This window comes from Streptacidiphilus neutrinimicus (assembly GCF_000787815.1).
GTDB classification, from domain to species: Bacteria; Actinomycetota; Actinomycetes; order Streptomycetales; family Streptomycetaceae; genus Streptacidiphilus; species Streptacidiphilus neutrinimicus.
Map to the genome: position 1 here is coordinate 1 of NZ_BBPO01000018.1, position 24681 is coordinate 24681.

Here is a 24681-nt window from a genome sequence, read left to right on the forward strand (position 1 = left end):
GAGGGTGAGCAGGGCGGCCGCCGCGACCGCCGCCGCGGCGAGGCCGGCCCTCAGCCTGTGCGCGCCCGTGCTCACTTGGCGCCCTTGCCGTTGTCGTTCGCGCCGCACCAGGTCTGGACGCCCTGAAGGTCCGTCTGACGCTGCTTCAGCGTGCCGACCAGAGCCTCACGGGTGTTGAGGCGGTCCTGCAGGTAGGTCGCGATCGCGGTGTGGTCCAGCTTCTTCGCGTTGTCGACGCGCGCCTCCAGGCGGGCGACCGAACCGCGCACGTTCGGGCCCGCGGCCAGGCGGGCCAGGTCGCGCTCGACGCGGCGCTCCAGCTTGGGCACCCGCAGGCACAGCGCGTGCGCGCCGTCGCCCTTCGGCCCCTGCGCGGCGGGGGCTCGCCGAGCCGCCGGACGCGGCGAACGCGGGGCCTCCGGCGAGCAGCGTGCCGGCGACGGCGACTCCGACCATCACGAGACGGGCGCGCTTGGGCATGACGAGGGGCATGGTCGTCTCCTTCCGAACCGCAGCGGGCGGGTGCGCGTCTGCACGCGTCGGTGGGCTCCACCCGCTGACCCGGTGAGGGTAGGAAGGGTCTTTGTGGTTTCTCTGTGGCGGCCGAGCGGCGTCTCCGGCGGGCTGCCGACTCGTCCGATTCAGCGGCTTCAGCCGCTCGGAGCCGCTCGGAGCCGCTCGGAGCCGGTGCGGCCGGTGCGGCCGGTGCAGCGGCTACACCGGGTCCGGGGGGTAGCTCATGGCCTCCGCGACGGGCGCCCCTCCCGCCTCCGGGAAGCGCCAGCGCGTCATCGACTCCGCGAACGCGCCCTCGAACCACCCGTGGGCGCGACGCGGCGTGACCGCGAAGACGGGTGAGCCGCCGACCACGATGGTGGCCGGCTCGCCGGTCCGCGGCAGCGCGTACTTGGCGGCGTAGGCCGCATCCACCTCCGGAGGTCGCGCGGCCTCGGGCACGGCCTCGGCGACGCCGCTGACCGAGACGACCTCCGCCGCGCTCTCCAGATGGACGCTCACCCGCGGGTTGGACGCGAGGTTCCGCGCCTTCGCCGTTCCGCTTCCGGTGCTGAACCAGAACCGCTCCCCCAGCCAGACGCCCCACACCGGCATGGCGTGCGGCACCGCGGCCGGGGACGCCGTGGACACCCAGTAGCTCCGCGCACCGACCAGGCGGACGCGCATCTCCGCCCAACTGATCCCGATCCGTTCACTCATGGGCCCAGTGTCGCCCGCGCCTCCGCCGAATCTTCTGCACCGAACGGGTTCGGGGCGCGGGCGTGGCGGGTAGCGTGATCACCGTGGTTCGCTGTCCCCGGTGCTGCGGCTGCACCTGCTGTTCGAGCTGTTCGAGGACGCGACTGACCAAGGGGCGCGCACCGCGCGCGCCCTTCGTTCCGAACGGGAGACCTGCATGGCAACGGGCACTGTGAAGTGGTTCAACTCCGAGAAGGGCTACGGCTTCATCGCGCAGGAGGGCGGCGGCCCGGACGTGTTCGTCCACTACAGCGCCATCAACTCCAACGGCTACCGCGAGCTCATAGAGGGCGAACCGGTCAGCTTCGACGTCGAGCAGGGCCCCAAGGGTCCCCAGGCCGCCAACGTCACACGCGGCTGACCTGGGGCACGTAGGGCTCGAACTGCCGGATGGTCCACCACGGACCACCGTCATCGGGGTAACGTGACCTTCGAGATTCGCTGTCCGCCGTACCGCTTCACCTGCTGCTGCTGTTCGAGGACGCGACAACCCCCGGGGTACGCACCGCGCGTGCCCCTTCGTCCCGAATGGGAGATCATCATGGCTCAGGGCACCGTGAAGTGGTTCAACGCCGAGAAGGGCTTCGGCTTCATCGAGCAGGACGGCGGCGGCCCGGACGTCTTCGCCCACTACTCCAACATCAGCGGCTCCGGCTTCAAGGAGCTGCAGGAGGGCGAGCGTGTGACGTTCGACGTCGCCCAGGGCCAGAAGGGCCCGCAGGCGGAGAACATCGTCCGCGGCTGACCCCAGCAAGACAGACAGGCCCCGGCTGCCCCTCGCGGGCGGCCGGGGCCTGTTTCACCTCAGTTGCCGGTGAAGACGATCAAGTTCACTGTCGCCCCGCCGGTGTTGCCCGGCGGTGTTGTTGGTGCACCCGCCTCGGGCGAAGGGGTATCTGCGTCCCGCGGTGTCCTGCACGTATCCCTCGTAGCTTCGGGCGACTGGCGTCCTCGCCATCTCCGAAACGAAAGGCCCCCGACGCTTCGGACTCAAGTGTCGGGGGCTCGTGGCGTCAGTGAGGGAGAGCCCCCTCGACGGCCTGCACCGTGTGGTCGATGACGTTGCCGTTCGAGCAGTTGTTCACGTGGTCGCCGACCCAGTCACCCAGGACGGGCACGACGGCGACCTCCTGCAGGCACACGGCGGCGGCGGTGAAGTTCCAGTTGTTCGCGGCGTTGACGCCTCCGCCGAAGTTGCTGTCGTTGTCCGCCTGGGCAGGAGCGGCGAAGGTCAGGGCGGTGAGGGTGATCGCGGCTAGCGCGATGATCTTTTTCATGTCCGGGGAACGACGCCCCTGACGTCCGGTCACCGCACGTGCGTCCGAGCGGCCTACTGGTCCTACTCCGGGAGCCGGCCCCTGTATCCGACAGGCCCCTCCCTCGGAGCTCGACCACGACCTCTTCCGGGGCTTCGACCGCCGATTGCGTCCATATGGCGGCCACCCACGGCGGTGCAGACACGCCCATGCTCAGCCGCGCTGCTTGAAGTCGCGCCAGGCATGCGGGCATTCGCGCGCTCCGCGAGCGGGAGTCGGCCCTTGATCGTTCGGTGGGGCGCGTGGGGCTCGAACCCACAACCTACGGATTAAAAGTCCGCTGCGGTGCCAGGAGCGCTGGCCACCCGAGCGGTCTCACTCGGTCCCATCTATGACCGATAGTCCCGCCAGGTCCCGTATCGTTGCTGGTCAGAGGCCGTCGACGACCAGTCTGGCGGGCCCGTGACTGCCTGGTCGGTCTCGTTCGTTGCCACTGTTTGCCGATCGTCCCAAGGCGTCTCGGTACGCCACTGGTACGCCAGGGGTACGCCCGCAGACCTCTTCGGGACGGTCAGTGCTCGATCGTCCAATCAGGTCCCAGCCTAGACGGGGCCGATGCGATCCGGGGGCGGCTTCCGCTGGATCGCTGAACACCGTCGTTCCGCCCTCCCCTGGAGTTCGGGCAGCCTGCCGGACTCCGGCGGTTCGCCGAATCCCACAAGTGCGCACGGATGCCGAGGTTCACCGGCGCCTGCCGTTTGCCGAGCGGATGGCTGCCTTCCAGCCCTCGACCAGAGCGGCGGCAGTTCCCGCCGGGCCTCGTCGGAGCCCGGATCGAGCGGCCTGGGCACGGGAGGAGACTGCCGGGCGAGTCGCCGAGGCTGCGTCGGAGAGCGCGATGATCTGGGGTAGTTGGGTCCGCAGCGATTCCGCGAGAGGCCAGGCCCAGTTCATGCGGTCGCCCGCCTTGATCTGTGCCTCCAGCGTGCCGCTGGTCTGCTTCCTGTTCCACTGCTTGAGGAACCGGTCGTTCAGGGTCCGCGCCGTCTCCGTGAGGTCTTTGAGTGCCTCGGCCGGCCCGCTGTCCGGACTCAACTGTCGCGTGTCGAGTAGGCGCTGGGTGTGGTCGAGGACGGCGCGGAGCACCATTGTGCTGGACTCCATGGCCTTCCAGGCGGTGCGGTCTCGGTGCCGGCGGGCTGCGAGCCGTTCGGTACGGTCAGGCCGGGGCTCACGTTCGAAGGCGGCTTCGACAGCTCCCCACGTGGTGGAGATTCCGTCGAGGTCGCGCACCAGGCCGCTGAGGACGGCCAGCCGCGCGAGGTGCGCTGCGGACTTGTATGCCGGGAGCATCAGGTCCAACTCGGCTGCGATGGCCTCGGGCTCGGCGGCGGCGTAGGTCGGCTTTCCGCTGTAGACGGCCGGTGGGCGCATGCTCGGGGGCAGGCTGGTGGGCGTGGCCGGCGTGATGGTGACCTGGCGGGTGTCCATGGGCTGCACCAGCATGAAGTGCACGCCATCGGGCCCGGTCAGCTCGACGTATTCGGCGGCGCCGGTCGCTTCGCGGCTCGCAGCCCGGGTGCGGCTGCCGTCGGCTGCCCAGGACATCGAGGGCGCCAGCACTGGGTGGCGGAACGCCTCCACCCTCCACTCCCCTTCGAGCTGGCCGACTGCGGCTGTGGCGGTGGTAAACAGGCTGGGGTCGGCGGAAGGGTTCGTCGGCCGCTGTGACGGCGCTGCCGATGGTGACCTCCTGGCCCGCGCCGAGGAGCAGGTCGACGGCGTACTCGACGTCGATCATCGCGTCGAGCGGGGCGCGGGAGGCGGGTATCCGCAGGCGGGTGGGTTCGGTCTCGACGAACCCTGCCGCGGCGAGCAGTTCCCGCTCGCGGAAGCGGAAGGCATCGGCGTAGATTCCCTCGGCGTCGGCATCCAGGTGGACTGGCACAGGTCTCCTTGCTGGTGGGTCCGGTCAGCGGGGGCGCCGGGGCTGCTGGTGCGTGGGAACCGCCTGTGCCGGACCGGCGGCGGAGTCGGACGGCACAGGAGCGTTCCGGTTCGAGGTGCGCCGAGCGGCCGGGGCCGCGGCAGCAGCCCGCGCGGTAGTGGTTGCGGGCTGGTGCAGCTCGCGGGCGGTGTCCTCGAACCGCTCCCAGGCGTAGTCGCCGCTCCGCTCGGCCGCCCAGCCGGGGGCGTGCGCGGTGAGCGCGCGGGCGAGTGCGCCGACGTCGTCGGCGGCGGCTATGCCGTAGGCGAGCAGAGTGCCGTCGGCCGACCACAGGTCGAGGTACCAGTCCGTGCCGAGCGGATACGCCTTGATGTGGGCTTCGCCCGGTTCGGTCTGGTAGGCCCACAACGTGAGGTGGACAGGCATCCAGCCGGGGCCGACGGCGAACTCGGGCCGGGGCTGCGGTGCGCGGGGTGAGCTTCCCCGGTCGGCCAGTGCGAACAGGTCGGGCAGGGGGTCGTGGTCGAGGACCGCCTTGATCTGGGAGAGGACTTCGGCGCCGGTCAGACCTTCGCTGCCGTCGAGGACTCCGACCACGTGTCCGATCGTGCGCAGCGTCTGGCGGGCGCCACCCGGGTCGATCCACTCCCTGGGTGGCTCGTCCTGCCTGAGCAGGGACTGGGCGATGACGGCGGCCGAGCGGATGGCCTCGACCTGCTGCTCGTTCGGCCGCGCCGGCAGGTTCGCGGCCCGGTAGGTCACTTCGCCGAAGTGCCGCATGTGCTGCGAGACCTGCTGCTGGGCGTAGCGGTCCGCCTGCTCCTTGAAGCCTGCGACCGCCGCCCGGCGGACGGCCTCCTCGTGGGGGCGCAGGGAGGTCAGCAGGCCCATGTAGCGGTCGCGGGTCTCGATCTGCTCTCGCCGCGCGGACTCCACCTCGCTGTTCAGCAGTTCGAGATCCGACAGCTCCGCCGTCTGGTAGTCGCCGAACCGCAGTGCCTCGCTGCGCAGTTGGGCTATGCGCTCGGCAGCGGACGGTCGGCGCGGACCCGTCATCGAGCCCTCTTAGGTGGCGCCGAGCGCGTGAAGGCCGGTGGCACCGCTTCGGCGGCTGCGGCGAGGGGCTGGGCGCGCGCCGACGAGGAAGCCGCTGCGGCGGCTCGGCGCGGTTCCGTTGAAGGGAGCTGGGTGGCGTAGCCGCGGGCGGCCCAGGCGCTGCCGGCCGCGTCGAGTTCGGGGAAGCTGGTCAGGCCGAAGTAGCCGAAGTCAGGGCTTCGGCCGACGACGCCCGCGCCGCTGGCGGTGTAGCGGCCCAGGAACTCCACCGTGTCCCGGGACTGGTGGTGGGCGAGCATCACGAGATGCCCGTCCTGGATGTCGCGGACGAGGGACGCGTTGTCCGCGCTGCCGGAGCCTGTCGTCAGGGCCACGCCCTGGGGGCCCAGGTCGGGCTCGTCGAGGCGGTCGCGCTGCTCGGCCTCGCTGTAGACGCGGGTGACACCGAAGCCGTGGTAGGCGAGCAGGTGGCATGCGTCCTGGAGCTGGTACTCGGCGGTGTGTGCGGGAGTGCCTCGGCGCGGCCGGTACAGGCCCAGCGTGGCGTCGCGGACGAAGCCGGCCTGGCGTAGCCACCGCGCGGCGCCAGGCATCGCCTGGGCGACCGGCGTTTGGAGGCCGGGGTGGTGGCCGACGACCACCTGGAGGTTCCCGGGGGCGGGCGCGGACGACCGGGGAAGTGGTGAGGCTGTGGGCATGCGGCCTCCTGAATCGGGGGACGGGGAGCAAGGCGGTCGGCAGGGCCGGGTAGCAGTCGCGGGCCCCGGTCGACAGTGGCCGGGTGGCTGCTACAGCCCTGGCAGCGGCGGGTTGGCCGTGGTGTTCACGGCCGTGAGCCAGGAGAGGAGCCGGGGGAGGTTCTGGTCGGGTCCGAACGCGAGGAAGGTGCCGTCGGCGCTGGTGCAGCCGAAGTCCTGGGCGAGCCGCAGGCGCTTGAGGGAGTTGACGCGTCCCATGTGGACGGGGATGCCGCGTTCGCGGGCTTGCAGGGTGACTCGGCGGGCGGCCGGACCGGTCTTCCAGTCTGTCGACCCGCCCAGGAACAGCACGTCGAGATCGTCCCAGGGGATCAGGCCCTCCTCGCAGCCGTCCTGGGCGACGAAGGCGGCCGGCACGTGCTGGTCCCGGATGCGGGGCAGCCAGGGCGCCGACAGACGGAGGGTGGCGTGCGCATCCATGGGCTCGTCGGGGGCGACCGCGAACGCGCACCGGTCAAGGCCGTAGCGGTCGACGGTGGTCACGAGCCAGGACCACCAGCGGGTCGCGCCGGGCCATCCTCGGCCGAAGCGTCCGTTGTCGCACGCGTACACGGCTCCCTCGGGGATGCGGACGCTCTGGGCGGGGGTGGTCATGCAGTCGAGTACGCCTGCGGACATCAGCGAGCGAGCGGCGTTGCTGGAGGCCGTGGCTAGGTAGCGCACGCGGGTCGTCGGCGCAGCCGGGTCCACGCGGCCAGAGCCGCGGTGGGTATCCAGACCGCCCAGGTCTTGCCCACGAGTTGCCCGCCGATGGCCGTCGGGCTCATGGGGAGGTGGGCGAGGTAGAGGAAGCCGACGGTATCGAGCAGGGCTCCGACTGCGCTGCCGATCAGCACGGCGCGGATCCAGCCGCGTCGGCGCAGCGGGGTGTAGACGGCGGTGTCCAGCAACTCGCTGATCAGGAAGGAGACTCCGCTGGCCACAGCAAGGGCCGCTGGCGAGGTGACGGCGGAGAGCGCGGCGCCGACGACGAGGGCAGCGACCACGCTCCTTCGCCCGGAGCGCTCCTGGATCAGGTTACGCAGGGCGAGGGTGGCGCCGGCGCAGTAGGTCCCGGCGGTCGCCTGGAGGCCGAACCCGACTGCGATGAAACCGCGGTGGGCTGTGAGCCAGTTGGAGCCGACGATGGCCAGGGTGTAGGCGGCGAGGATGCTGGCGTTCCAGCAGCGGATGCGGGCCAAGCGGGAAGCTCCTTCGCTTCGAAGTCGGGCGGGCGGGGAAGGCGCCGGCAGGCCGGTCACCCGGGCCTGGGGCAGCATCGCGGCCCTTGGGAGGGGTCGGCTCGACCTCCCCGCGGACGCCTCGCTGGCCCTGTCCCTGCACAAGCGCACAAACTGGGACACAGGGACACACGCAGGGACACACGCAAGAGTGGGCGTCAGCGGCGGGGCGGCCTGGGGGCGGAGGCGGTGGTCGCCTTGGCGGTCTTCGCCGCGGGTCCGTCGTCCCACCACGGGCGGCCGGCCGCTTCGTTGGCGGAGAGACGGGCGAGCTGAGCGCGGGTGGTGACGCCGGCGGCCGTCGGCAGGGAGCTCGGGGGTGACCAGGTGAAGGCGGCGTTCCGAGCGGGAACCTGGACCCAGGCGGTGCCGGGGCTGGCGGCCTGGGTGGTCCAGAGGGGCTCCTGGTGCTGGGGCTGAGTCTTCTGCGGACGGAAGGCGCGGACGACGCGGTCGCCGACGCTGTCGAGCCAGTGGACGATCCGGTCGACCAGGCGGGCGTCCGGGCTGTTCAGTGTCCGGGCCGTGGGCGGCGGCGTGAGATTGGAGTTGGTCAGCTTCTGGCCCGGCACTGGGTGCTGGATGCCGGGGCTGACCGTGACGGGTGTGTGCGCCTCGGCCAACCGGGCGGTGAGCTGGTCGACCGCGTGCAGGGCCGCGTCCAGGGGGGTTCCGAAGGGCAGGGTGTAGAGGCCGAGGTGGGGCACGTGGTGGAAGCCTGTCTCGGCGATCAGGGGGTGCGACTCGCCGGCGCCAGGCGTGGCGGTCGTGACCACGACGCCGAGTACGGGGTGCCTGGTGACGATGACCGACGGGTCGGCGTCGGAGGCGGATGGGGTGCTGGCGCTCGGTCGCGGGTCCGGCTGGATGAGACGTTGGGCGAGGGTCACGTTGTAGCCGGCGTCGCTCAGCAGGCGGACGCAGTCCTGGGCGACGTCGACCTGGCGGTCGAGCGGGACCGGCAGCAGGTGGGGCCTGCCGGTGCCGGTCCGGGTGAAGCCCAGCATCTCCAGGGCCCGGCGCCCGTCGGCATCGTTGACGTGCGCAGCGAGGCCGTACTGCGCCAGCCGCTGCAGGGTGATCTCTGTCTCCACAGGTTCTTCTCTCGGTGAGACTCAGCGGGCGCGCCGGAGGGCGGGCGGCGCGCTTCGGTAGGCGGTGTTTCCCTGCGCGGGCTGTACCTTCCGACCCCACCGCTGGCGCAGCCGGGCCCACTGTCGGCGCAGGGGGCCGCTCGGGTCGTTTCCTTCGGCGATGGGTTCAGGGGTCTCGCCATAGGTGCTGTTCCAGCGCTCCAGCGCTACGCGGTAGCGGGGCAGGAGTCGGCGGCTGACGGCGGCGGCAGCTCGGGCGGGATCGGCCGGGATCGCGACTCCGTGGGGCTCGTCGATGCCGTCGAAGCTGTCCTCGGCGGCTCCTGGGGGCTTGAGTCCCACGGCGATGAGCTCGTGCCTCCCCCGTCGTGCCAGTGGGCGATGCAGCAGCAGGACGCGCTCGCCGTTCAGTCCATGGAGGATCGCTGCGTCACGCTGGACGAAGTCCATCAGCGCCCAGTGCGCCAGCGCCTCGTCCCAAACAGCTTCAAGGAGACGGTTGTTGATAGAGCGCTCAGTCGTGTCGACGGCGCGGCTGGTCCAGTCTCCGTCGAGACGCGTGGCGAGGTCTGCGCCGAAGGTCGTGAGGTCTGCCTCGTTCATCGGGCCCTCCGCTCGGATCCCTGGGAAGCGGACCAGGCCGTATGCGTCGGACGCGGCGTAAGGACGACTCGCAGTGCCGGTGTCGGCTGTTCGTACTCCACTTCGTCGGTCACGGCGTGGCGGGCTCCGTGGTTGGCGCTGCCGCAGCCGTCGCAGGCGCTGGTGTCGTACGTCCGGGTCTCGCAGTCGCACTCCTCGGGCCGTTCTGTCGGCAGGGAGTCGTCGAGGTCGAGCAAGTCGTCATCGTCGTCGGGCTCGTCGTGGCGGAAGCAGTTGTGGTCCTCCTCGCGCATCCCGTAGGACGCCCTGCGTGACAACTTGCCTGTCAGGCCGGCTGGGTGGGTGCTCTTCGGGGCCTGCTCGTCCCAGGGTTCCCAGGGGTCGAGCTCCAGGTCGTCGTAGCAGGAGCAGCCCTCCGCGTTGGCGAGGGCAGAGATGCAGCAGTCGCAGACCCACTGGGTCACGGATTCGGTCATCTTCAACGTGGTGTCCTTCTGCAGCGTCGGTGCGGCGCTGAGTTGTCGGCGGTCCGGGCCGGCCTGTGGCAGACGGGCTCCGGCTCCTGGCGCTGGGGTTGCTGTCAGCGGCCGTGCCCTGGCTGCGTGGTGCTCGGCTGGGTGGACACGTGGGGCGGCGTCGGGGCCGGGGGCGCAACCGGGAGTTGTGCGAGGGGGGAGCGGCCCAGCGCGGCCAGGACGCGCCTCTCCGCAGGGGTCAGCGGCGGGGGGCCTGCCACCACGGCCGCGCCGTAGGTGGTCGTGAAGTCGCTCAGCGCTTCATCGGCGGTGGAGAAACTCAGGGACTCGGTGCGGTAGTAGTCCTCGCCGTGGAGGTGCACGGACTGGCCGGGGCTGTAGCTGCCGACCGCGACGGTGGTGTGCCCGTCGTGCGCGTGGGCGTGGAGGACCAGTCGGCCTGTGGCGATGTCCTCGAAGATCTCCTGGGCCTGCCTCCCGACTTCAAGGACTTCCTCGCGGTCGAGCCAGGGCATGGGGTGCTGCACCCACTGCGTCTGGTCCGCGTATCCCTGGTCGGGGTCGAACTCGGCGTGGGCGTGGACCGTGATGCCCGCCGTGCGCAGCGCGGTGACGGCGCGCGAGCTGTAGTGCTCGGCTTCGCCGTCGATGCGGGCGAGGGTCCAGCCGGTTTCGGTCTGCCGGAAGCCCGCGCCGGCGAGGACCGCGCCGGCAAGGGCTTGGTCGGGGCCCTCGATGTGGGCGTAGGTGATCCAGGCGTCGTCGGGAAGGTAGTCGATCCGTACGGTCGTGCCGCTGCGGTCGGCAGCGGTGAGCTCGGGGGGATCGGCGGGGAGTTCGGTGGTCAGGGCCTGGTCGAGGTCAGCGCTGACGCCGCGGGTGCGGAGGTGCTCGTACAGGTCGCGCGCGACCTGGCGCTGCTCGGCCGGCGGCATGTCGTCGGGCAGCTCGTAGACGTTGGGGAAGATCCACCGGGCGCGGAATCCGGCTTCGTGGAGCTGCGACCGGGTGGCGGCGTCCAAACCGGGCTCGGTGAAGGCGACGACACGGTCGCGGGCCGCGACAAGGCGAACGTCGGAACGGTGTTCGGTGATGATCTCTCCTGCGGGTCAGCGGTGGCGAGGCGGTGGAGTGGCTCGGCCCGCTGCGGCCGACGCTGCGGCGTGGGACGTGGCCGCAAGGGGGCCGATGGGTGCAGAAGCGGGCGCGGCGGCGGCCTTGCGACGCGCGCTGCGGACGATCTGCACGTGGTCGAGGTGGGCCTCGGGGATCTGGCCGAACTCGCGGACGGCGGGTAGCGGCTCGATCACCTCGCCGAGAGCCGTCAGGATCAGGCCGGTGGGCGTGTCCGCGCTGAACACGGCCATCCACCGTCCCTGGTCGTTGCCGCTGGGGCCGCCCCACAGCGTGGTGGCCGAGCCCGGTTGCGGTGCCGCCATCGTGATCGCGGCGGTCCCGTCGGGTCGACACCACAGACCGGATTCGGAGTCCTGCTGCCACGGCTCTTCGGCATCGTCCAGGGCGGCTCGGATGGCGTCCGCGTATGGGCGCCTGCCCCACAGGAGTTCCTCGCCGGCCGCTGGCGAGAGGGAGTCGAGCCCGAAGGTCAGGTGCTGGACGACGGCCGTCACGATCTCGACCGGGGTCTGCACGCAGAAGGTTGCCCGCCAGGCGAGTTCGTCCACCGGCGACCGGTAGTCGGCAATGGTCCAGCGGGGGCCCTCGGCGGCCTCGTGGTCGAGTTCGATCCGGGCGGTGAGTCGCTCGTGGAGCGCCTGGGAGGTCTCGTCGTAGACGTGCCACCGGCTCCAGGTGGGACAGGTCTCGAAGAGCTCGTCGAAGGCGACGTCGGGGTTGCCGGGGCCGGCCAAGTGTCCCGGGGTGACCATGACGGTGTCGTGGGGCTTCAAGCGTTCTCGCGCCGAGGGCCGGGCCACCGTTGTCGGTGGCCCGGGGAAGCCGGAGGCGGTCTGGTTCACCGGGTCCTCGGGCGCTTCGTGATGATGGTGACGGTGGTCGCCGCGGCCGGGGGCGAGAGGCGCGGCGTTCGCGCGGGGCGAGGGCTGCTGGGGCGCCAGGTCTGGAAGCGCGCCTCGGTGAAGTGCTCGCTGGGGTCCGTAGACCAGGGGAGTACCAGGCCGCGCAGATCCTGCGGGTCGCGCTCGGCGCTGATGACCTCCAGGCCCTGGGGGCGCAGGACGTAGACCCAGGGCAGGTCGTCGCGGGTGACGGCGTCGCCGTCGGTCATCGGCGGCTGGACGAGTGCTTCGTCCCAGTCGTGGCACATGCACGACGACTCCTCGTTGCCGTTGGCGATGAGGAACTCGGCGACCCACAGCGGGGTGGTGTCGGCGAGTGCGAGGTCGGCGCCCAGGTAGTCCCAGCCGGCGGGGTGTTCGTCGATGAGGTGGGAGGTCAGCGCCGCCTCGTTCTCCGCGAACCGGTACTGCCTCGCCGCGAGCAGCAGCGGGATCTGGTGGTCGGGGTAGGCGTCGGCGTGGACGTACCGGCCCTCGAAGCCGCCGTCGGCGGTGGGGCGGGCGACCAGTGAGTGGGTCGACAAGCAGGTCTCCTCTCGATGGTGGTCAGGCAGTGGGGTCGGCGCGCCGCCGCTCGTCCCGGAGCAGGCGGGCGGCGAGGTCCCGGTCGGCGCGGTCCAGTCCGCGCAGTACGTCGGCGGCGAACTGGGGCGGGCAGTGTGCCGCGAGCTGGTGGACGGCTTCCCAGTGGCGGCAGACCCGCAGCAGGCGGCGTCGGGACTCCCCGACGGCGGCGGTGTAAGCGGCCGTGCTGCTGTGCGGGTCGGGCGCGGGCAGCGGTTCGTCCCAGAGGGTGGCCTGGGGGTTCGGCTCGCCGGTGCCGGGCGCGGCGTACTCCTGCCACAGGTTCGGCACGGTCTTGCGCAATTCGGCCAGGCGGGCGGCCTGCTTCCGGCGGCGCGCCGTGGCGTAGGCGAGGTAGAGCGGCGTCAGGCCCTTCTTGACGCCCTCGACGAGTTCGGGGGCGAGCGCGTCCACCAGCCGGGCCTTGCTCAGTTCGGACTCGGCGACGCCGACCAGGCGGGCGTAGCGGCGCTGGGTGCCGGAGGGGGTGCGGGAGCGGAAGGCGCCGTTGGCGGCGAGGTTCATGGCGATCTGGCCCTTGGACAGGTGCCTTCGGTTGAGGTTCCGGGCCAGTGCGTCACCGATGGGGTCCGCTCCCTGGTGCTGCTCGTAGCGGGGCTGGATCCCGGCGATGGCGCACGCGGCAAGGCGGTTGCGGCCGTCGAGGATCCGGCCTAGGCCGTCAAGCGTGATCGGGATCAGGAGTCCGCGTTCCCGGATGTCCTTGGCCAAGGCAGCGAGGTCGTCCTCGGACAGAATGGGGAAGATGTCCGCGATCGGGTGGACGTCGGCAATGCGGTGGATATCCACAGGGGTGGTCCTTCGGGAGAGGGCTGCGCGGAGGGTCGGCTGGTCCGAGGGCACCCGCGCCGAGGCCGGCTACTCGGTGCTGGCCGGAGCGGGCAGCGCGGCCCCGGTGGTGGAGCGGGCGGGCGAAGTAGTCGACACTCAAGGCGCGTTGGTGGCGCTGGCGGTGGCCGGTCAGCGCTTGTGACCGTGGCCGGGCGGTGGTTCGACGATGCGCGGGTGGGCGGCGCGTGCGGCTCCCACTCGGGCGGCCGTTCCAGGAGCCGGCTGCGTTGAGCTGGGCGAAGCAGTGGCGGATCGCGCGGCGGCCTCCCGGCCGGTCCTCTCCAGGCTCAGCTCAGTGGTGCTGCCAGCGGGGTACTCGCGGTGCACCCAGGCGGTCACGGCGTCGAGCATCGGCCCTACGCCCGGACCGGCGGCCTGGTGGGCGCCCTCAGAGGTGGAGTCGTAGAACGGCAGGTCGTAGCTGGTGCCGCCATAGCGGTCTTCGTGGCCGTGGGAGACAGCCCAACCCTTCACCTCGGAGATGCGATTGGGCAGGGCGTCCTCGTCGCTGATGACCAACTGGGAGCGGTCGGGCAGGTCGACCAGGATGATCGTCTGGCCGCCGCAGGTCTCGATGTCGACGGGCAGGCCCAGGGCGCGCAGTGGCGTGGTGACCGGTTCGTAGGAGTGCCACAGGGCCTGCCACTCAGGCCGGTCGACGCGGCGGTGGTCGGGCATGGGGGCTAGCGGTTCTGTCAGGGCGGCGTCTCCTGCTCGGTGTCGGTTGGCGGCCGACGTCGGCGCGCGGTGGGTGGCATCCGAGTGCTTCGGACCCGCGGTCGCGGATGGCGGCGGCGTCTGCGGGAGCCCGGCTTGCGCTCGGCTGGCTTGTGTTGCACGAGCGCGTTCCGGCGAGAATTCCCGACTTCCTTTTGGGACTGGGCGGGATTTTCGGGACCGTAAGGGATTTTCGGCGAAGATTGGGACCGGCGAATCCCCGAATTGCACGCGGAGGCCTTATCCCGGGCCCCGAGGCTAGACCCGGGTCGGCGGAATCGCCTAATCAGTCGGCACCCTCTGCGTGATTTGGCGATTTCCGGCGGGCGGGCCTAGTGTCCTGGCTAACCGCAGTCCGGGGCCACAACGCCGGGGCGGATCGGCCTCCAGATGGAGTGCCGAACCGCTTCGCAGGCACCCGTCGAGCCGAATTGCGAGGGGGATTCCGTGTACGCCTTCAGATTAAGAGCGCGGCTGACTGCCGCTTCCCCCGACCCCATCGCGGAGCGCTCACCGATATTGTTGGGCCCTCGATAGGACGACGCTTTCCTAGCGGCGCCGACCGACCTCGCCCGTGGTCGGCGCCGCCTCACCAGGAGGCATATTTGACCCACCCGATATTGCCCATGGCCCCGACTGTGCGGACGTCCCGGTGAAGGGGGCCGTTGCCGCCCTGGCCGGCGTCGCGGTCTTGAGCCCCTTCGCCCTGGGCCTGCTCGCTCTCTCCGTCAACTCCGCCAACGACGCCCAGCTCGCCTCCTGCAGCAGTACACAGGCTGTGGACGAGTCGGCGGTCGCCTCCGAGGTGAAACGCATCCTCGCCGGCGCTTCCGCGGGCTCGGCGACCTCGGTCCCTGGACTGGACGCTCCCAGCGTGCAGATCCCGCTGGCCGAACAGATCGAGGCCACCGGCATGGCGATGAAGGTGCCTGCGTACGGCCAGACCATCGCGCTGGCGACCGCGCTCCAGGAATCAGGGCTCCGGAACCTCGCCGGGGGCGACCGGGACTCCCTCGGGCTGTTCCAGCAGCGCCCGTCGCAGGGGTGGGGCACTCCGGCCCAGATCATGGACCCGGTGTACGCCAGCACCTCCTTCTACACGCACCTGTTGAAGGTCGCCGGCTGGCAGCAGCTCACGCTGACCGAGGCCGCCCAGGCCGTCCAGCACTCGGCGTACCCGGATGCCTATGCCAAGTGGCAGGCGCTGGCCGCCGCGCTGCAGCAGGCTCTGGCCGCCGCGCTGCGGTCCCCGACGACAGCGCCGAGCCCGTCGGCACCGCCCGGGGCGACCCTCTCGTCGGCCCCATCGGCTCCAGCGGCCTCGTCCCCCTCCCCTTCTGCCGGTTGCGGCGACAACACCGTGTGGACCGGGACGATCCCCCCGGGCTCGGTGCCCTCGGGCTACCAGGTGCCGAGCAGCGCTCCTGCCGCTGTGCAGACCGCGATCCGCTGGGCGATGCAGCAGTTGGGAACCACCTACCAGTGGGGCGGGTCCTGCCTGAACTCGCACGGCAGCGACCCCATGGGCCACTGCGACTGCAGCTCGCTGGTGCAGCGCGCATACGCCGCCGCTGGAATCACCCTCGGGCGCACCACCTACGACCAGGTCACCGAGGGAAGGCCGGTCAGCATCGACCAACTGGCGCCCGGCGACCTCGTCTTCACCGAGGGGTCCGCCGCCGCGCCTGGTCACGTCGGCATGTACGTGGGCGACGGGCTGATCATCAACGCCCCCCACAGCCTCGCGGTCGTCGACTTCAACACCCTGGCGGACTGGAGGCCGCTGATCCTCGCGGCCCGGCGCATCGTCAACTGAGCCCGCTGCCGTCGCCCGCCCGCAGCACCGTCCGCCGGGCTGGCAGCGCTGGCATCGACCATCGCCTGCTGCCCGTGCCCACCCGGGCCGCAGCGCACCAACACACCTTCGAGGAGAGCATCCCCATGAACCCCTCCCTCCCCCGCACCCTGGCAGCCGTGGCCACCGCCGGCGCCGCCCTGCTCGCCGTCGCGGCCCCCGCCACGGCGTCCAACCACACCGACCGCGTGCAGGGTGCGGCAGCCCTGCACCAGGTCGCCGCACACACCGCCACACGGGACTGCGACCTGGTCTGGTCGACCACGTCCGCTCTGCGCATCCGGAAGGGCCCCGGGACCGGCTACGCGACCATCGGACAGCTCAGCTACCACACCAAGGGCGACATCTCGTGGTTCGTCAACGAGGCCCACGACGAGACCTGGTGGAAGATCCGCACCCTCCAGCGCTCCGCCTACGGCCTCCCCGCCGGTACGGTCGGCTGGGTCAGCGCCGACTATATGGACTACATCAGTGGCTGCAACCACTGGCTCTGATCCGGCCTATCGGCTCCTTGCTGCGCTGCCCAGCAGGACTGCGCCGGATAGGCAGCCCATTCGGCGCTGACCGCTGGTCGAGCCCCGCACGAATCCACAGGCCATAGGCCAGCCCGCCCGGCCATGGCCGTTCCGAGTCTGTCGCACTCCGGCCTCGCTAAACCTATCGACCGGTGCCGGCCCAACCCGCGGGCCCGGATCGGACGGCACTAGGCCGTTTCGAGGCACCGCCCCCCGCGCCGTGCTCGTTCGTTTAGCCCTGGCGCTTCCCACGGCCCGTCGCCCGCTTCTGCGGGCCGGCCGCTTTCCCAGCCGCGCGAGCAGGCTCCGCCGCCGCCGGTTTCCCCGCTCGGGCCCGCGCGACGCGCCGCCCTGGGCAGAACCTCTGGAGAGCACTTGTCCGTTCCCGCGTCCTCCCAGCGCCTCCTCGCCTTCGACCCCGGCGTCACCCCCAAGAGCGGCGGCCTTCCCGGCCTCGACGTGCTGACCAAGGTCGTCGACTCGATCAACCTGTTCGGCATCATCGCGGTCGTGGGCGCCCTGTGCGTCTCCGGCGTCGTGTGGGCCTGGGGCCACCACAGCGGCAGCCACGGGACCGAGGCCAAGGGCAAGCAGGGCGCGCTGATCAGCGCCGGCTGCGCCCTGCTCCTCGGGGCCGCCAACGGAATCGTCGTTTTCGCCAGCAACCTCGGGACGCAGGTGCACTGACCGATGCCCCTGTTGCCCACAACCCCCGCCGGTCGCCGCTCACTGGCGGGCCTCGTCGCCCTGCTCGCCATCTCCGTGCTGGCCGCGTTCGGCGCGAGGCTGGCCGGACATCACGGCGCCACGGCACGCGGCCAGGACCAGCCGGCGGCGACCGTCTCCCCGGTCACCGCGCCCAGCAGCACGGCCCCGGACATCGCGGGGCCCGCGGTACCGCACACCACGGACCCGGTCACCTTCGCGCGGGACTTCACCGGTGCCCTGTGGTCGTACGACACGACCACCACCCCGCGCAACGGCTACCTCACGGGCCTCGGCGGCTGGCTGACAACCGAGACGAAGTACGCGGACCCCGGCTCAGTCTCCGGCCAGGTGCCCTCCACCCAGTTGTGGACCGAGATGGCGCGCCAGCACCAGCACGCCTCCGCCAATGGCCTCGCCGGGCACATCCCCGCGCAGTTCACCACCGCCCTCAACGCGGATCCCGGCGCGCTGAGCGTCGCCTACATCTACGCCGTCACTGTCACCGGCACCCAGGCCATCACCTGGGACGGGGGCCGGGGGACGGAGAACCGCTCGATCACCCTGGCCGTCCAGTGCCGACCGGACCGGGACTGCGCACTCGCGGCGATCGCCCCGACCGTCTACCCCTGACGCCCCACCAGATAAGGAAGGGGAGCCCGTGGGCTTCTGTGACCTGCCCATCGCCGGGGCGCTGTGCGACGTCACCCCCGGCGGCATCGCCTCCGGCATCACCGGCAGCATCGGCGACTGGATTGCCTCCTCGATCGGCGACCTCGCCGCCGCCGGCGTCGACCTGGCCACCCAGGGCATCAACGCCACGACCAACGTCGACCTGAACGCCGACTGGTTCAGGTCGAACTACGAGGTCTTGATGCCCATCGGCCTGGTCATCACCGTGGCGACGTTCGTCCTGCAGCTGATGCGCGCCGCCTGGAGGCGCGACGGCGGCGCTCTGGCCAAGGCGGTGACCGGCACCCTGGCCGGCGTGCTGTTCTCGTTCTCCGCCATCGCCTTGACCACGGTCGCGCTCACCGTGGTCGACGCACTGAGCAACGGTCTGTTCAGTGTCGGCCACACCAACACCGGCGACGCCATCAGGCGACTGATCAAGATCAGCGAGATCGCCGGCTCCGGGCAGCTCGGCTGGGCGGTCGCCGCGTTCGTCGCCCTCGGCTGCGTCGTCGGGACATTCCTGTGCTGGGGCATGATGCTCTTCCGGAAGGTCAGCCTGCTGATCCTCGTCACACTCGCCGTTTTCGCCGGGGCAGGCGGCGGGTGGGAGGCGGCGCAGCGCTGGCGGCGCGGCTGGATCGAGCTGACCGCGACGATGGTGGTCAGCAAGCTGCTGATGACGATCGTGTTCCTGCTGGGCGTCACCGCGATCGGCGAACCCAGCTCCACCGGCGGCGTCGGCGCCCTGTCCGACCTGATGTCCGGCATCGTGATCATGATGCTGGTGCTGCTCTGCCCCTTCGCGACCTACAAGTTCATCCACTGGGCCGCCGACGGGGCCTCCGAGTCCGCCGCCCTGCACCAGACCGCGGCGACAGGTCTCCAAGACGCCGCCGCCAAGGGCAAGAAGGCGGCCAGCTACGCGGCCCGCGGCTCTTCTGGCGGAGCGGGCGCGGCAGCGGGAGGGGCATCCGGTGTCGGCGCGCCCCAGGGGCCGGACACCGTGCCCGGCCAGGAGCCGGACGCCGGGGACAGCGGACAGGACACGCCGCAGCAGACGAGCTTCCGGTACGGCGAAGGCGACGGCGGCGGGAAGCTGCCGGCCCTGATCAACCGGCCGTCCCAGGAGGGCGACCGCGGGCAGCCGCTGTTCACCCGCGGCGGCTCCTCCGGCCGGCCTCCGGCTCCCGACCTGCAGAGTCTGAGCGCGGGCGGCTTCGGGCAGATCGGCGTCGCCGCGCCGTCCTCGGCGGCGCCGCCCGCTGCGAGTCCGCAGGGCGCCGACGCCCCGGCCATACCCGTCTCCGCCGCGCCCGAGGGCTGAGACTCCCCCGACCGACCAGGCCCGAAGCAGGAACAGGAGCCCCCTGATGACGAGACCACCGCGCCGTACCACGTCCGGCCTGCACCGAAGCGGCAGGCACCCTCCGTGAAAGGACGCGCACCACCTTGCCTCCCGAGTCCCCCGCGACGGCGAAGTTCCCCCACCGGGCACGCCGCGGGATCCTACTGGGCCTGACCGCCGCCCAGCTCGCGATCACCGGCGTCGGCGGCCTGGTCCTGCTGGCCGTACTGATGACCGGCGGCGTTCCCGCCGCCCTCGGACTCCTGCCCATGTGGGCCGCCTTCGCCGCCCTCGCGCTGCTGCGGTTCCGCGGGCGCCCCGTGGCCAACTGGGCACCGGTCCTCGCCCGCTACCTCCTGCGGCGCTCCACCGGGCAACTGACCTGGCTGGCCCGGCCAGGGCGGCGCCCGATCCGGCGCGGTCTGTTGCACCTGCCCGGCACCGCCGCCTCGCTGCGCGCCTACACCAGCGCCGACGGGATGATCGGCGCGGTCCACGATCCCCACCAGCGCACCCTGACCGCCGTGCTGCGCGTCTCGGCCCGCGCCTTCGCCCTGCTGGACCCCGGCACCCAGGAGGCGAACGTCAGCAACTGGGGCCGGACCCTCGCCTCGCTGGCGCGCAGCGGCAAGCTGGCGCGGATCCAGGTGCTGGAGCGCACGGTGCCCGACAGCGGCGACGCGCTGAACCGTTACTGGGCCTCGCACCGCGCGCCGGGTGTGGAGCTGGCGGCCGGCATCTACGAGGAGATGCTCGCGGCGGCCGGTCCGACGGCCGCCCCGCACGAGAGCTACCTGGTGATCTCCCTGGACTGCAAGGAGGCCCGGAAGCTGATCGCGCAGGCGGGGGGCGGGCTCGCTGGAGCGTTCCACGTCCTGGCGCAGCTCAGCTCGTCGGCCGAGCAGGCAGTGCGCAACGCCGGTCTCGTTCCCGGCGGGTGGCTGACCGCCCCGCAGATCGCCGCCGTCGTGCGCAGCGCGTATGACCCGAACGTCCTTCCCGCGCTGGACCGCTGGTCGCCCACCGACCGCCCCGAGGCCGACGTGGCCGCCGCCGGACCCGTCGTCCTGGTCGAGGAGTCGGACCGGCTGCGCACGGACTCCGCCTGGCACGCGGTCTTCTGGGTCGAGAACTGGCCGCGCACCGAGACCGGTTACGGCCTCCTCCACCAGCTGATGTTCACAGCCGGAGTCCGCCGCTCTCTGTCCCTGACCTACTCCCCCCAGCGCCTGGACGCGGCCTTCCGTGACGTGCGCCGGCGCAAGGCCACCGTGGTCGCCGACGCCGCCGAACGGCGCCGGAAGGGACAGGTCGAGGCCGAGGAGGACAGCGTCGAGTACGCCGACATCCGCTCGCGGGAGCGGCAGTTGATCGCCGGGCACGCGGACGTGTCGCTGACCGGCCTGGTCACGGTCAGCGCCGACTCCAGCGAGGCGCTGGACAACGCCTGCGCGCTGATCGAGACCGCGGCCGTCGCTGCCCAGGTCGATCTGAGGCGCCTCGACTTCCAGCACGCCGAGGCGTTCACCTCCGCGGCCCTGCCGCTCGCCCGCCCCTGACCCGACGAGCCGAAGGCCGACCCGACCATGCGTACCGACCCCATCCTGCTGCACCACGCGACGGCAGCCCTCGACGTCCACCACCACACCGCGCTCCCCGAGATTCCAGGCATGGCAGACCGCGTGGAACTCGACGCGCTGCACGCCCACGTGACCTCCCTGTACGAGCTGCTGGACACCCACACCAAGGGCACTCGCCGGATCCTGCCCGCCGAGGGCGACTCCCTGCACGCCGCCACCATCCGGCTGTGGCAGTCGGCCGAGCACCTCCACGACGCCTACCACGCCGCCGCGAGGGAGGACGGGACACTGCCGACCGCCGAGGAGTGCGCCGCCCGCCGGCCCGAGGGGGCACCCCGACTGACGATCTGCCAGCGGCACCTTTCCACCGCCGCCCGGGTGAGGCGCCAGACCACCCCCGCCGACCTGCGCACGCCCGTCCCCGGCCTGATCCGGCGCTGAGAGAGGATCACCGCGATGCGCACCAGCGCCACCCGGCTGTTCGTTCCCGAGCACGCCGACCGCGCCGCCCGCCGAGCCGCCCGCCGCGCACTGGCCGAGGCACGCTCCCAGGCCAGGAGCCTTCCGCAGCGGCCCAAGCGGAGCGACACCGATTCCGACAGCGAGGCGATGCGCCCGCTGTACCCGGCCTCCGGACGCCCAGGACCGGCCTCGGCGCGCGGCGGGAAGGTGAAGTTGCCGGCCCACCGGATGACGACTGCGGTCGCCGGCTGCGCCTACCCGTTCCTGGCCGAGGGCGGCCTGGGTCCGTCCGGGATCTTCGTCGGCCGTGACGTCCACGCGGAAGCCGCTTTCTGTTTCGATCCGTTCGAGCTGTACGGCCGACTCGACGGCTACACCAACCCGAACATGCTGCTGGCGGGGATCATCGGGACCGGCAAGAGCGCCCTGGCCAAGTCCCTCTCCCTGCGCGCCATCGCGCACGGCTACAAGATCTACGTCCCGTGCGATCCGAAGGGCGAGTGGTCGGTCGTCGCCGAGGCCCTGGGCGGCAAGACCATCGCGCTCGGCCCCGGTCTGCCGGGCAGGCTGAACCCCCTGGACGCGCCGCCGCAGCCTGCGGGCAGCGACCCGGAGGACTGGCAGGCCGAGGTGCGCAAGCGCAGGCTGCTGCTGCTCGCCAGCCTGGCGCGCACGGTCCTGGGCCGTGACCTGCACCCGATGGAGCACACCGCGCTCGACGTCTCGCTCGACGCCGTGGTCCGCCGGGCCACGGCCGAGGGACGTCCGCCGCTGATCGGCGACGTGGCCCAGCTACTCGGCATCCCGGCGGATCTCGACGCTGTGGCCGGCGACACGGCCGGGCGGCTCGGCGCTGCTGCCGAGGACCTGGCCCACGCCCTGCGCCGGCTGGTCTCCGGCGACCTGGCCGGCATGTTCGACGCTCCCAGCACGGTGGACTTCGACGCCTCCACCCCGATGCTCTCCATCGACCTGTCCCGGCTCGGCAGCAGCGGCGACGACACCGGCCTCACCCTGGCGATGACCTGCGCTTCAACCTGGATGGAGGCCGCCCTCGCGGACCCTGCGGGTGGGCGTCGGTGGGTGGTCTACGACGAGGCGTGGCGTGTACTGCGGCACCTGCCACTTCTGGAGCGGATGCAGAGCCAGTGGAAGTTGTCCCGAGGCTTGGGCATCGCCAACATGCTGGTGATCCACCGCCTGTCCGACCTGCTGTCCGCGGGCGACGCCGGCTCGCGCGGCCGGGCCATCGCCGAGGGCCTGCTCTCCGACTGCAGCACCCGGATCGTCTACCGCCAAGAGTCCGACCAGCTCGCCGCGACGGCGAACCTGCTCGGTCTCACCGGAGTCGAGGCGCAGGCCGTCTCCCGGCTCCCCCGCGGACGCGGCCTGTGGCACATCGCCTCCCGGTCCTTCGTCGTCCAGCACCTGATCCACCGAACCGAGCTGCGGCTGTTCGATACGGACTCCCGAATGCACACAAAACAGCTCATAAGCACTGATAGCGGTACATATCGCCGAAGCCCGGCGTCCGCTGCGGCACTCCCGGCTCCGCCGGCCGGGCCCGGTCAGCCGCTCTCCGGGGCGAACGGGGTGGCGGCATGACCCTGCACGTCGTCCCGGTTCGCTCCCAGCAGGCCGCCGACTTCGTCCGCGCCTGGCACCGCCACCCCCCCCAGGCCGCCCGCCGGACAGGTCTTCGCCGTCGGCGCCGCCGATACCGACGGCGTCCTGCACGCCGTCGCGATCGTGGGACGCCCGGTCGCCCGGCACCTGGACGACGGCCAGACCCTTGAGGTCACCCGGACCTGCAGCGACGGCGTCCGGAACGCCAACTCGCTGCTGCTGGGCGCGGCTTGGCGGGCAGCCAGGGCCCTGGGCTACACCCGGCTGGTCACCTACACCCAGGCCGAGGAGAGCGGGGCCTCCTTGCGGGCCGCGGGCTGGAGGGTCGTCGCCCGCCGGCCGCCGCGTCCCGGCTGGCACACCCCGTCCCGGCCTCGGGAGGTCAGCGGCAGCGAGCACGTCGCCCGGACGCTGTGGGAGGCCCCGTCCTGAGGCGGGCGTCTCGCGGCCGGCCGCCCACCGGACCGCCGACGATGCCGGACCGCACGGCAGCGGCCGGCCCCCGGCGTCCACTCACCGCGCACGGCAGTACGGAAGGAAGCCCATGCTCTCCATGACCCGGCTGGACCGCAGGACCGAGGCGATCCTCGGATTCAGCCTGACCGCCCTGTACGACCAGGTCCAGGCGGACGAGCCGCTCTTCGGAGCAGCGGCGGCGGTGCACCCTGCGCACGCCGCGCTCTGCGAGGCCGAGGCAGACGCGACCGCCCAGCACCTCGCCCTGATGCGGCTCGCCTCCCGCCCCGGCCGCGTCGACGAGGACCAGCTCGACCGCCTCGACGAGGCACTCGCCCGACTGGAGGCGGCGGTCGACCGCCGCGACCGCCAGGAGGGGCGCCTGGCCCGGCTCCTCGACACCGTTGCCCGGCCCGCCTCCGACCGGAGCCCCGCCCCGACCGCCACCACCCGCCGGGAGCGCCCGTGACCGACCAGCACACCTACGACGCCGTCACCTGGCCGACCGCCCTGGCCCAGGCACCCGACCTGGCCGACGTGGCCTTCGGTCAGCATCCGGACCTGGGCCTGGTGGCGGCGACCGCCAGCGACGACCCCGACGCGATCACCGCGGTCACCCTGGCGCACTTCGGGTTCCAGTACCGCCCGGACCTGCAGATCCACGCCCTGCCGCCCGGCACCCTGGGGCCGGACGCCATCTCCGCGGCTGCCCGTGTGACCCGGCTGCTGTCCGGGCTGGGCCTGATCGTCACGGCGACGCCCGAGGTGGAGCAGTCGGCCCGCTCGCTGGCGCACCAGGCAGCCCCGGCGCCGCTAAGGCGCCCCGTTCCGGTGGCCCACGCCACGGCCCCCCGGGCGAGCGCCGCCACCCCACGTCCGCGGCCCGGCCGTTGACCGGATCCCCTGCCGAGGAGGCACCGATCGACCAGCACCCCCAAATCACCATCCGCCGCGACGCCGCCGAGGGCGTCGTCGCCGAGAACGACGGCCCCCTGTCCCCGGGCACCGCCCTGGCCGCCGAACTCCTGGCCGCCTACGGATTCAGCAGGCGCAGCCCCGACGCACCCCTCGCGCTGCGGGCCCCGGTCGAGGGCAGCGTCATGCTCCACCTGCGCGACCTCGTGACCGTACTGAGGCGCTCCGGTATCCGCGTCGCCGCGGACAGCCAGTTCGAGTACCTCGCGGACCCCGCCACCCCCGCGCCCGCCCAGACCGACCCACGCATCCTGTTCGCCAAGGCCCGGCCGCGCACGGACGTCACCGTGGGCCGCCACCCGGACCTCGGCATCGTCGCCGCAGTGCCGCACGGCGACCCGGCGGCAGCGCAGGCCCTGGTCGCCTCCGGCTTCGCACGCGTCGCCGGCAGCAAGCTCTACCGGCTCCATGCCACGGGCGACGCCACCGCGTGGACGACCGACGTCGTCGCACGGCTGCGCGGTCAGGGTCTACAGGTCGCAGCCGACCACGCCTTCGAACCCCAAGCCGTGCAGAGCGCACCGGCACTGGCGCTGGTCTCGGCCCGCGCCCGCGCCGCAGCCGCCGTCAGCACCTACGCGCCGGCCGTGCCGGCGGGGCGCGTTGACGCCACGCCCGCGCCCGCGCTCGCGGCACCCCCCGCCCGCCCC

General features: G+C 72.2%; 30 protein-coding genes, 1 tRNA gene and 1 pseudogene. 15 read left to right on the forward strand and 17 right to left on the reverse strand.

Translation table 11 applies throughout. The annotated features are described in order from the left end of the window. Positions 1-71 precede the first annotated feature (71 nt). Together TR48_RS14080 and TR48_RS14085 are read right to left on the reverse strand one after the other, a co-directional pair. Positions 72-329, reverse strand: a complete 258-nt coding sequence (locus tag TR48_RS14080) for a hypothetical protein (protein WP_236652142.1) — start codon at positions 327-329, stop codon at positions 72-74. 385 nt (positions 330-714) lie between these two features. Then, complete coding sequence (locus TR48_RS14085) at positions 715-1215, reverse strand: pyridoxamine 5'-phosphate oxidase family protein (RefSeq protein ID WP_042366773.1); 501 nt, start codon at positions 1213-1215, stop codon at positions 715-717. A gap of 196 nt (positions 1216-1411) precedes the next feature. Here TR48_RS14085 and TR48_RS14090 point away from each other — a divergent pair, with 196 nt between their 5' ends. Both TR48_RS14090 and TR48_RS14095 read left to right on the forward strand, forming a co-directional pair. Then, positions 1412-1615: a cold-shock protein gene (locus tag TR48_RS14090; RefSeq protein WP_042366921.1), complete on the forward strand. Its 204-nt coding sequence runs from the start codon at positions 1412-1414 to the stop codon at positions 1613-1615. 180 nt (positions 1616-1795) lie between these two features. After that, a complete protein-coding gene (locus tag TR48_RS14095) occupies positions 1796-1999 on the forward strand; it encodes a cold-shock protein (protein WP_042366923.1) in 204 nt (67 codons plus the stop codon). A gap of 268 nt (positions 2000-2267) precedes the next feature. Here the strand turns inward: TR48_RS14095 and TR48_RS14100 are convergent, their stop codons facing one another. The 14 genes from TR48_RS14100 to TR48_RS38870 form a co-directional block, all read right to left on the reverse strand. Then, positions 2268-2531 carry a hypothetical protein gene (locus TR48_RS14100; RefSeq protein ID WP_042366774.1) on the reverse strand — a complete coding sequence of 88 codons (264 nt, stop codon included), beginning with the start codon at positions 2529-2531 and terminating at the stop codon, positions 2268-2270. 273 nt (positions 2532-2804) lie between these two features. Then, positions 2805-2877, reverse strand: a tRNA-Lys gene (locus TR48_RS14105). 374 nt (positions 2878-3251) lie between these two features. After that, positions 3252-4118 (reverse strand): hypothetical protein, encoded by an 867-nt coding sequence (locus tag TR48_RS14110; RefSeq protein ID WP_152627964.1) that lies wholly within the window; start codon positions 4116-4118, stop codon positions 3252-3254. A gap of 364 nt (positions 4119-4482) precedes the next feature. Continuing rightward, positions 4483-5514, reverse strand: a complete 1032-nt coding sequence (locus TR48_RS14115; RefSeq protein ID WP_042366776.1) for a hypothetical protein — start codon at positions 5512-5514, stop codon at positions 4483-4485. Beyond that, entirely contained in the window at positions 5511-6212 is a 702-nt protein-coding gene (locus TR48_RS14120; RefSeq protein WP_152627965.1) for a hypothetical protein, read from the reverse strand. Before TR48_RS14120 ends, TR48_RS14115 begins: the two co-directional genes overlap by 4 nt. Before the next feature lie 90 nt (positions 6213-6302). Then, a complete protein-coding gene (locus TR48_RS14125; RefSeq protein WP_042366925.1) occupies positions 6303-6866 on the reverse strand; it encodes a hypothetical protein in 564 nt (187 codons plus the stop codon). A 56-nt stretch (positions 6867-6922) separates the two neighbouring features. Continuing rightward, entirely contained in the window at positions 6923-7453 is a 531-nt protein-coding gene (locus TR48_RS14130) for a VUT family protein (RefSeq protein WP_236652143.1), read from the reverse strand. A 197-nt stretch (positions 7454-7650) separates the two neighbouring features. After that, the gene (locus tag TR48_RS14135) at positions 7651-8586 is read right to left on the reverse strand and encodes a hypothetical protein (protein ID WP_042366778.1); all 936 of its coding nucleotides are present in this window, start codon (positions 8584-8586) and stop codon (positions 7651-7653) included. A 21-nt stretch (positions 8587-8607) separates the two neighbouring features. Beyond that, positions 8608-9189: a hypothetical protein gene (locus tag TR48_RS14140; RefSeq protein WP_042366779.1), complete on the reverse strand. Its 582-nt coding sequence runs from the start codon at positions 9187-9189 to the stop codon at positions 8608-8610. After that, on the reverse strand, positions 9186-9665 hold the full coding sequence (locus TR48_RS14145; protein WP_042366780.1) for a hypothetical protein: 480 nt from the start codon (positions 9663-9665) through the stop codon (positions 9186-9188). Before TR48_RS14145 ends, TR48_RS14140 begins: the two co-directional genes overlap by 4 nt. A gap of 104 nt (positions 9666-9769) precedes the next feature. Next, positions 9770-10687, reverse strand: coding sequence for a hypothetical protein (locus TR48_RS38860; RefSeq protein WP_052442665.1), 918 nt, complete (start codon positions 10685-10687; stop codon positions 9770-9772). A gap of 87 nt (positions 10688-10774) precedes the next feature. Continuing rightward, positions 10775-11554 (reverse strand): DUF317 domain-containing protein, encoded by a 780-nt coding sequence (locus tag TR48_RS14155; RefSeq protein WP_152627967.1) that lies wholly within the window; start codon positions 11552-11554, stop codon positions 10775-10777. 86 nt (positions 11555-11640) lie between these two features. Further along, the gene (locus TR48_RS38865) at positions 11641-12228 is read right to left on the reverse strand and encodes a hypothetical protein (RefSeq protein ID WP_052442666.1); all 588 of its coding nucleotides are present in this window, start codon (positions 12226-12228) and stop codon (positions 11641-11643) included. A 22-nt stretch (positions 12229-12250) separates the two neighbouring features. Then, positions 12251-13078, reverse strand: coding sequence for a ParB/RepB/Spo0J family partition protein (locus TR48_RS38870; RefSeq protein ID WP_052442667.1), 828 nt, complete (start codon positions 13076-13078; stop codon positions 12251-12253). 4 nt (positions 13079-13082) lie between these two features. On the opposite strand from TR48_RS38870, the gene TR48_RS43220 reads away from it, so the two are divergent. Then, positions 13083-13262: a hypothetical protein gene (locus TR48_RS43220; RefSeq protein WP_042366782.1), complete on the forward strand. Its 180-nt coding sequence runs from the start codon at positions 13083-13085 to the stop codon at positions 13260-13262. Here TR48_RS43220 and TR48_RS14175 read toward each other — a convergent pair. Next, positions 13250-13798, reverse strand: coding sequence for a hypothetical protein (locus tag TR48_RS14175; protein WP_042366783.1), 549 nt, complete (start codon positions 13796-13798; stop codon positions 13250-13252). The genes TR48_RS43220 and TR48_RS14175 overlap by 13 nt on opposite strands. Positions 13799-14489: 691 nt before the next feature. Between TR48_RS14175 and TR48_RS14180 the strand changes: the two genes are divergently transcribed. The 12 genes and pseudogenes from TR48_RS14180 to TR48_RS43225 form a co-directional block, all read left to right on the forward strand. Then, positions 14490-15653 carry a C40 family peptidase gene (locus TR48_RS14180; RefSeq protein ID WP_052442668.1) on the forward strand — a complete coding sequence of 388 codons (1164 nt, stop codon included), beginning with the start codon at positions 14490-14492 and terminating at the stop codon, positions 15651-15653. A 125-nt stretch (positions 15654-15778) separates the two neighbouring features. Beyond that, complete coding sequence (locus TR48_RS14185; RefSeq protein ID WP_042366784.1) at positions 15779-16186, forward strand: SH3 domain-containing protein; 408 nt, start codon at positions 15779-15781, stop codon at positions 16184-16186. 396 nt (positions 16187-16582) lie between these two features. Then, complete coding sequence (locus TR48_RS14190; RefSeq protein ID WP_042366786.1) at positions 16583-16894, forward strand: DUF6112 family protein; 312 nt, start codon at positions 16583-16585, stop codon at positions 16892-16894. A 3-nt stretch (positions 16895-16897) separates the two neighbouring features. Next, positions 16898-17545 (forward strand): hypothetical protein, encoded by a 648-nt coding sequence (locus tag TR48_RS14195; protein WP_042366788.1) that lies wholly within the window; start codon positions 16898-16900, stop codon positions 17543-17545. A 28-nt stretch (positions 17546-17573) separates the two neighbouring features. Continuing rightward, complete coding sequence (locus TR48_RS14200; RefSeq protein WP_052442669.1) at positions 17574-18911, forward strand: SCO6881 family protein; 1338 nt, start codon at positions 17574-17576, stop codon at positions 18909-18911. 125 nt (positions 18912-19036) lie between these two features. After that, positions 19037-20491 (forward strand): SCO6880 family protein, encoded by a 1455-nt coding sequence (locus tag TR48_RS14205; RefSeq protein ID WP_042366790.1) that lies wholly within the window; start codon positions 19037-19039, stop codon positions 20489-20491. 27 nt (positions 20492-20518) lie between these two features. After that, positions 20519-20953, forward strand: a complete 435-nt coding sequence (locus tag TR48_RS14210) for a DUF6238 family protein (RefSeq protein ID WP_042366793.1) — start codon at positions 20519-20521, stop codon at positions 20951-20953. Positions 20954-20968: 15 nt separating this feature from the next. Next, positions 20969-22579 (forward strand): putative type IV secretion/conjugal transfer ATPase, encoded by a 1611-nt coding sequence (locus TR48_RS14215; RefSeq protein ID WP_236652144.1) that lies wholly within the window; start codon positions 20969-20971, stop codon positions 22577-22579. A 126-nt stretch (positions 22580-22705) separates the two neighbouring features. Beyond that, positions 22706-23032 carry an XF1762 family protein gene (locus tag TR48_RS14220; RefSeq protein WP_369405579.1) on the forward strand — a complete coding sequence of 109 codons (327 nt, stop codon included), beginning with the start codon at positions 22706-22708 and terminating at the stop codon, positions 23030-23032. A 112-nt stretch (positions 23033-23144) separates the two neighbouring features. Next, entirely contained in the window at positions 23145-23525 is a 381-nt protein-coding gene (locus TR48_RS14225) for a hypothetical protein (protein ID WP_042366795.1), read from the forward strand. After that, positions 23522-23950 carry a hypothetical protein gene (locus TR48_RS14230; protein WP_042366797.1) on the forward strand — a complete coding sequence of 143 codons (429 nt, stop codon included), beginning with the start codon at positions 23522-23524 and terminating at the stop codon, positions 23948-23950. Before TR48_RS14225 ends, TR48_RS14230 begins: the two co-directional genes overlap by 4 nt. Next, positions 23947-24681 (forward strand): annotated as a pseudogene (locus TR48_RS43225) (hypothetical protein); the annotation flags it as partial. The gene TR48_RS14230 and the pseudogene TR48_RS43225, both read left to right, overlap by 4 nt.

Coding starts and splice junctions, on each gene's coding strand:
- TR48_RS14085 (WP_042366773.1), bottom strand. CDS start 1,215: ATGAGTGAACGGATCGGGATCAGTTGGGCGGAGATGCGCGTCCGCCTG.
- TR48_RS14125 (WP_042366925.1), bottom strand. CDS start 6,866: ATGACCACCCCCGCCCAGAGCGTCCGCATCCCCGAGGGAGCCGTGTAC.
- TR48_RS14175 (WP_042366783.1), bottom strand. CDS start 13,798: ATGCCCGACCACCGCCGCGTCGACCGGCCTGAGTGGCAGGCCCTGTGG.
- TR48_RS14210 (WP_042366793.1), top strand. CDS start 20,519: ATGCGTACCGACCCCATCCTGCTGCACCACGCGACGGCAGCCCTCGAC.
- TR48_RS14090 (WP_042366921.1), top strand. CDS start 1,412: ATGGCAACGGGCACTGTGAAGTGGTTCAACTCCGAGAAGGGCTACGGC.
- TR48_RS14120 (WP_152627965.1), bottom strand. CDS start 6,212: ATGCCCACAGCCTCACCACTTCCCCGGTCGTCCGCGCCCGCCCCCGGG.
- TR48_RS14155 (WP_152627967.1), bottom strand. CDS start 11,554: ATGGTCACCCCGGGACACTTGGCCGGCCCCGGCAACCCCGACGTCGCC.
- TR48_RS14095 (WP_042366923.1), top strand. CDS start 1,796: ATGGCTCAGGGCACCGTGAAGTGGTTCAACGCCGAGAAGGGCTTCGGC.
- TR48_RS14195 (WP_042366788.1), top strand. CDS start 16,898: ATGCCCCTGTTGCCCACAACCCCCGCCGGTCGCCGCTCACTGGCGGGC.
- TR48_RS14140 (WP_042366779.1), bottom strand. CDS start 9,189: ATGAACGAGGCAGACCTCACGACCTTCGGCGCAGACCTCGCCACGCGT.
- TR48_RS14145 (WP_042366780.1), bottom strand. CDS start 9,665: ATGACCGAATCCGTGACCCAGTGGGTCTGCGACTGCTGCATCTCTGCC.
- TR48_RS14100 (WP_042366774.1), bottom strand. CDS start 2,531: ATGAAAAAGATCATCGCGCTAGCCGCGATCACCCTCACCGCCCTGACC.
- TR48_RS14115 (WP_042366776.1), bottom strand. CDS start 5,514: ATGACGGGTCCGCGCCGACCGTCCGCTGCCGAGCGCATAGCCCAACTG.
- TR48_RS14185 (WP_042366784.1), top strand. CDS start 15,779: ATGAACCCCTCCCTCCCCCGCACCCTGGCAGCCGTGGCCACCGCCGGC.
- TR48_RS14215 (WP_236652144.1), top strand. CDS start 20,969: ATGCGCACCAGCGCCACCCGGCTGTTCGTTCCCGAGCACGCCGACCGC.
- TR48_RS14225 (WP_042366795.1), top strand. CDS start 23,145: ATGCTCTCCATGACCCGGCTGGACCGCAGGACCGAGGCGATCCTCGGA.
- TR48_RS14110 (WP_152627964.1), bottom strand. CDS start 4,118: ATGTCCTGGGCAGCCGACGGCAGCCGCACCCGGGCTGCGAGCCGCGAA.